Annotated in this window: 6 protein-coding genes; all 6 read right to left on the bottom strand. The window is 43.7% G+C overall.

The window, feature by feature from the left end; genetic code table 11:
- Window positions 1-11 precede the first annotated feature (11 nt).
- Window positions 12-314 carry a hypothetical protein gene (locus Q7P41_RS06145; RefSeq protein ID WP_303882914.1) on the bottom strand — a complete coding sequence of 101 codons (303 nt, stop codon included), beginning with the start codon at window positions 312-314 and terminating at the stop codon, window positions 12-14.
- Between the two features lie 291 nt (window positions 315-605).
- Complete coding sequence (larA, locus tag Q7P41_RS06140; protein WP_303882913.1) at window positions 606-1,868, bottom strand: nickel-dependent lactate racemase; 1,263 nt, start codon at window positions 1,866-1,868, stop codon at window positions 606-608.
- Between the two features lie 6 nt (window positions 1,869-1,874).
- Entirely contained in the window at window positions 1,875-3,155 is a 1,281-nt protein-coding gene (locus Q7P41_RS06135; protein ID WP_303882912.1) for a TRAP transporter large permease, read from the bottom strand.
- Between the two features lie 2 nt (window positions 3,156-3,157).
- The gene (locus tag Q7P41_RS06130) at window positions 3,158-3,643 is read right to left on the bottom strand and encodes a TRAP transporter small permease (protein WP_303882911.1); all 486 of its coding nucleotides are present in this window, start codon (window positions 3,641-3,643) and stop codon (window positions 3,158-3,160) included.
- Between the two features lie 156 nt (window positions 3,644-3,799).
- The gene (locus Q7P41_RS06125; RefSeq protein ID WP_303882910.1) at window positions 3,800-4,810 is read right to left on the bottom strand and encodes a DctP family TRAP transporter solute-binding subunit; all 1,011 of its coding nucleotides are present in this window, start codon (window positions 4,808-4,810) and stop codon (window positions 3,800-3,802) included.
- 59 nt (window positions 4,811-4,869) lie between these two features.
- On the bottom strand, window positions 4,870-5,885 hold a 1,016-nt coding region (locus Q7P41_RS06120; RefSeq protein ID WP_303882909.1), incomplete at its 5' end, for an FAD-binding oxidoreductase.

The following is a 5,885-nucleotide window of genomic DNA, read 5'->3' as shown; positions in this document are numbered from 1 at the left end:
CGACGACCACGTCAAACAAATATTCGAGAAGGGCCTCGAACACATCCGCGAGAAAAAAGACTAAATTCCCAGTTCCCGGGGTCTACCATTATAAAACCCCAAAGTCGTAGAAGAATGAAATAAAATTCTTCAATGTCCTTATAGGCCGCCAGGTCTATGCAGGCTTGAATCGCGCGCTGTAGGTTAAGGACGAATATATCCTGCTTGTCAATATCTTCAAGGCATTCGGGGTCAAGACGCGTAACGTCAAGGATTCTACCGAGACATTTTTGTATCGTTGCAACCTTTGCCAAAACTACGTCCCTGTCAGGCAAAATGTCGCCTCCTTAAGATGCCTTCTTCGTTTTTTCAACTGGTGAGTTATTTAAATATACAATAACTCATTAGCATAAATTAAAAGCTATTATAGCCTGCTAAAATAGAATGAAGGGGAATTAAATCTTTTTCAAGAAGCTTTCCAGTTAATTAATCTTCCGGTACTATTTTATAGTGTTTTGGTTCTATGGTCGTAATCAGTTTTTCTATGGTCAGCATCCCAAGTATCTCAATGTTTTGCATTCGAGGGTCAGCACTTCAGTTGAAACGCTGTATTTCTTGAAGGTAATTCATTTAACAATGGGCAATGCGATGGTACCTTCCCTTAACGCAACAATAGTATCATCGTCTCTAAGATGGCTGCATGCATTGTCGACAGCATCTTGCAGTGATGTGTAAATCCCTATACTTGTTCCAGATAGTATGGATTCGTCTAAGTTATTGCTGACAATGTCAATCGAGGCATACTCCATCACTTGAGCGCCGGCATAGGCAGCAGCCAAGCAAAGCATATCTTCTTCCTGCGATTTCCGAATTATCTTCATTAAATTGTCAATGCCTAAAGTCATCAACTTAATAAGATCAGGGTGCTCCCCAATCCCTTCCTCGAGCTGAGCAACCAGGATTATTCGCCCTCCCTGATGAATCACCAAATGAGCTGCATAAAGAGCTTTAAAGGCTTGCCATAAATTAGCTTCTTCGGGGTAGGCAGATAATATCAAAATATCGGACTTAGGCATCGCCACGCCGAATACCTTTTTTGCCTTTCTTATGCCTTCTTCATGAGCAGGAACAGGAGCACCAGCAACGATGTCTGTGACGTCTCCGGCACCGTTATATATTGTATTTACGATAAAATTGAGCCCGGCAGTTCTAGCAACATACCGTATCTCATCCAAAGCCGTATTAGATTCGGAGCCTAAACATATACTAGGATCTTTCGTAACGAGCAGATGCGTTGCCGCTATAGTTTCTTTCCCACAAACTCCAGGTTGGACTATTTTGCCCCCTCCAGACCAGCCGCAATATCTATGGGGCAGTATCGATCCGATACCGATGACAAGGTCGTGCTCTTTAAGCAAAGGGTTTACGTAAATGGGAGTCCCAATATTTGTGCGACCAATGTAACTTAAAGGCGCCTTATAGTCATGGTTGTAGCATCTAAACTGATCAAATATTTCTTCTCCGACTTTCCTTCTCATTTCATCTTCCTTCAATGGCCTATGTGAACCCAAGGCGAAGAGAATTGAAATATTTTCTTTGTAAATATCCCCTTTTTGAAGTTCTTCAATGACGAACGGTAAAATAATGTGTGCAGGAGTTTGCCTTGTTATGTCATCTACAAGAATAAGCGCTCTTTTGGTTTCCTTTGCAAGCGTTGTCAGTGGTTCGCTTTGGATAGGGCAAGCTAGAGATCTTTTTATTTCGCTTTCTAAATTCTCAAGAGGGGCAGTTTCAGAAACCGAAAAAAATCCCTTGAAATTCTTTTTTGGGATTTCCGCAGTAAGTTCGAAGCGTCCGCAGGGCAACGAAATATTGACAGTGTTACACATATCACATTACCTGTACAGCAGGTCGACCAAGCAAAGGCTTAAGCTTGGGAAAACCGTCAAGATGACCAGCAAAAGTACCATATATAATATAAATGGTATCATCTCTTTAGTCATTCGCTCGATGCTAACATTTGAAATCGCCGAAGCAACGAAAAGATTGCATCCATAGGGAGGAGTTACGAAGCCAGTTGCCAAAGCAACCGTTAGGACAATGCCAAAATGTATGGGATCCATCCCTAAGTTTTTCATAACAGGCAAGAAAATTGGAGTTAATATGATTGTAGAAGAAATATTATCTATAAAACATCCGACGATCAAAAGAAATACGATTATCAATAACATGACTACGATCATATTGTTAGAAATAGCCGACAAGGCCATCCCAATTTTTTGAGGGATTTGTTCCATAGCCAAATAGTGTGCGAAGGCCATCGAAAGGCCTATCATGAATGATGTTGCACCATTAACAAGAGAGGCTTCGCTAAAAATATTGAATAAAGACTTGAAGGTCAATTCTTTATACACAAATTTTCCTACAATAAGGCCATAAACGACCGCTACGACGGCGGCTTCCGTAGGGGAAAAGATTCCAGCGTATATCCCGCCTAGAATAATTACCGGAATCATCAACGCCCAAAAAGAATCTATAAAATTCCTCCAAAAACCACGCCTTGCCACTTCGTCTTTGGTGGCGGGGAAATTTCTCCTTTTTGCAACATAATAGCAAATTACCATAAAGCCCAGTCCAACCAATATCCCGGGTATTATACCTGCAATGAACATTTGTCCCACAGAAGCTCCAGAAACGACGCCATATATGACAAACGGGATACTTGGAGGGATGAGAACGCCTACTATACCCGAAGCCGCTGTTAGGGCCGCACCGAAGCTCTCGGGGTATTTTTTCCGCATTGCGGGGATCATGAGCATCCCAATGGCAGAAACGGTGGCGACCGCTGACCCTGATATTGCACCAAAAAACATGCATGCAATCACGGTAACCATCCCTAACCCACCGGCTATGTCGCCAACCATGCTCTCGGCTAGCGCAACAAGCCTTTTCGAAATACCTCCTGAACTCATCAAAGATCCAGCCAAAATGAAAAACGGAATGGCAAGGAGGGGAAAGGAATCAAGTGCTGCGAAGGCATCCTGAGCTATTATAATAAGAGGAATATGGCTTGTAAAAAATAATGTAAGAGCTGTTGCTAGACAAATAGAGATACCTATGGGAACTCCTATAAACAGCCCAAACGTAAGAAGAACAAAGAGCAATAAAATTTCCATGTCTACTCGGCCTCCCTTTCCGGTTTTTGCGTTCGTATTTCTGTGACAATTTGCTCAACGAGCCTGACGCACATAAGAAGACATCCCACGGGGACCGAGGCATAGGCAAATGCCATAGGCATGCGCATGGCAGGCGAGACCTGGCCTTGCTGTAAAATGATTAAGGTTAACTTTCCGCCTGAATAGGCCAGGAAAAAACTGATCCCAAGCCACACTAACAAAGATATGAAATAAACTACTTTTTTCGGCAAACCATGCAAAGAATCGAGCAACATTGTTATTTTAAGATGTGCACGTTTTTTGACGGCAAAGCTTGCCCCTAACCATACCTGCCAAACGAAAAGATATCTTGCAAGCTCTTCAGTCCAGGAAAGGGAATGGTTAAAGACATATCTCATGACAATTTGAAAAAACACCAATGCCACGGAAAACATGAGGCTCCACACGAGCAAATATTCCTCAAAATGGTCCCAAATCTTCTTACCCAAGCCAATCACCTCCTATTCGCAAGCTGGCTTATAGAGAAGGCTAATACTATAAGCCAGCTTACAAGCGTTTACTTTGCTGTATTAAAATTATTCAATTAACAATAAATATTTTCGATAGCAACAAATAACTACAGCATGCTTATCGACCTGACAATTTTATTCATTTGCCTTTATTGCCATCTCAATAAGATCGGCGCCAATAATATTCTTATATTTCTCGTAGACGGGTTTAGTGGCCTCGATAAAAACTTGTTTTTCTTCGTCCGTAAGATCATTGACCTGCATCCCGGCCTCTTTCAATTTCTTTAGCATTTCCGCATCTTGCTGTTCGCTTAGCTTTCTTTGGGCATCGCGGTAAATGACAGCGCCATCCTGAACGATCTTTTGCAGATCTTGGGGAAGAGAATTAAAGAATCCTTCGTTGATGCCGATAATTGTCGCCGCATAGAAGTGACCCGTAAGGGAGCAGTATTTCTGTACCTCGTAGAACTTCGACGTATAAATAAGAGGGATGGGATTTTCCTCTGCGTCAACTACACCTTGCTGCAGGGCTGTATAGAGCTCGCCGAAGTTTATTGGCGTCGGGTTAGCGCCTAAAGTTCGAAATGTTTCCATATGAACGGGATTTTCCATCGTACGAATCTTTAACCCCTTCAGATCCGCGGGAGAGTGAATCGGACCTCTGTTGTTGGTGATATGCCGAAATCCGTTTTCAGCATACACAAGAATTTTCAAGCCCTTGGGAAGAGAGGCAGAAAGCGTGTTGCCCAGGTCTCCGTCCAGTGCCTTGTATGCAGCAGCTCTTGAGCGAAACAGGAAAGGCAGATCGAAGACCTGAAATTTGGGTTGAAAATTTGAAAGGACAGCAACTGCAGGTATCGTAGCCTCAAGTGTCCCTATGCTCACCGATTCAATTGCTTGACGATCTCCGCCAAGCTGCCCATTGGGATAAAGCTCCACCTCTATTCTGCCGGCGGATTTGGACTCTATATATTTTTTGAAATAATCCCTGGCGCAGATGTGCGTGGACTGTTCCTCTGGCACGACGTAAGCCACTTTCATTACATACTCCGGCTTTGCACTGGCAGGTCCAAGGCCGAAAACCAACGATAACAACATAACTGCAATTACGCTCACCATAAGTTTCTCCATCTTGTTACCCTTCATTAACTTTCACTCCTTTGTAAATTTTTATTTATAGCGAACTATACCATATAAACTATAGTTTACCAAGGGACTATCTTGCCGGGATTCAAAATATTTTTTGGGTCGAATGCAAGCTTAACCCGTCTTATCAGATCTAACTGTCTCTCGTCTAGGAAAAGTGCAATATGATCACGACGTTTGAGCCCAACACCATGTTCTCCGGTCAATGTTCCTCCAAGTTTTTTTGTGACCTCGTAAAGTTTGATTTGCAGGCTACCTAATGCTTTTTTATAGCCGTCAAAGGGTTCTTGAAAGAAAATGGTTATGTGCATGTTGCCATCCCCCACATGGCCGTACGAGACATAACGCGCTCCATAGTCCTCGCAGATATGGTCCAGATCGATCATTAGCTCCGGTATCTTGCTGGTGGGCACTACGATGTCTTCGTTGAGGTTTTCACCAGGATAAAGAGCCCATACTGCCTCGGCAACCCTCTTTCGTGCCTTCCAGAGCTTGTCGCTCATAATGCGATTATCCGCTATGAAGACCTCCAGGGCGCCGTGATCGAGACATAAATCGCCGACCTTTTCGTACTCGTTGGCTAAGTTGTCATAATCGTTTCCCTCCAGTTGGATGATCAGGTAGGCGTTTGCACGGTCCGAGTAGGGTATCTTCATGTTTAGAAATTGTTCCGCCATCGACACGGATGGACGATCCATAAACTCGATCGAAGTAGGTATAAGCCTGGCTTTAGTTATTATCGACGGAACGAAGTTCAAGGCTTCATTGATGCTTTTAAATGGGACCAATAAATCCACCGTATAGGTTGGCAAGGGTACAAGGTTCAAAATGGCCTTCGTAATTATGCCAAGTGTACCCTCCGACCCGACCATAAGGTGAACGAAGTCGTAGCCGGTGACGTCCTTTCGACGCTTTCCGCCAAACCACGTAACCGTTCCATCCGGAAGTACAACCTCGAGTGCTAAAACGTGACTGCCTGTCGGGCCGTATTTGATGACCTTATTTCCGCCTGCATTTTCAGCTATGTTCCCCCCTATGAAAGAGGCATCCCCGCTGCAGGGGTCCCCGGCGTACA

Source organism: Acetomicrobium mobile (assembly GCF_937920065.1).
Note: the sequence above shows the minus strand (reverse complement) of the source record. Positions and strands in the feature narration are given on the sequence as shown.

Coding starts and splice junctions, on each gene's coding strand:
- larA (WP_303882913.1), bottom strand. CDS start 1,868: ATGTGTAACACTGTCAATATTTCGTTGCCCTGCGGACGCTTCGAACTT.
- Q7P41_RS06135 (WP_303882912.1), bottom strand. CDS start 3,155: ATGGAAATTTTATTGCTCTTTGTTCTTCTTACGTTTGGGCTGTTTATA.
- Q7P41_RS06125 (WP_303882910.1), bottom strand. CDS start 4,810: ATGAAGGGTAACAAGATGGAGAAACTTATGGTGAGCGTAATTGCAGTT.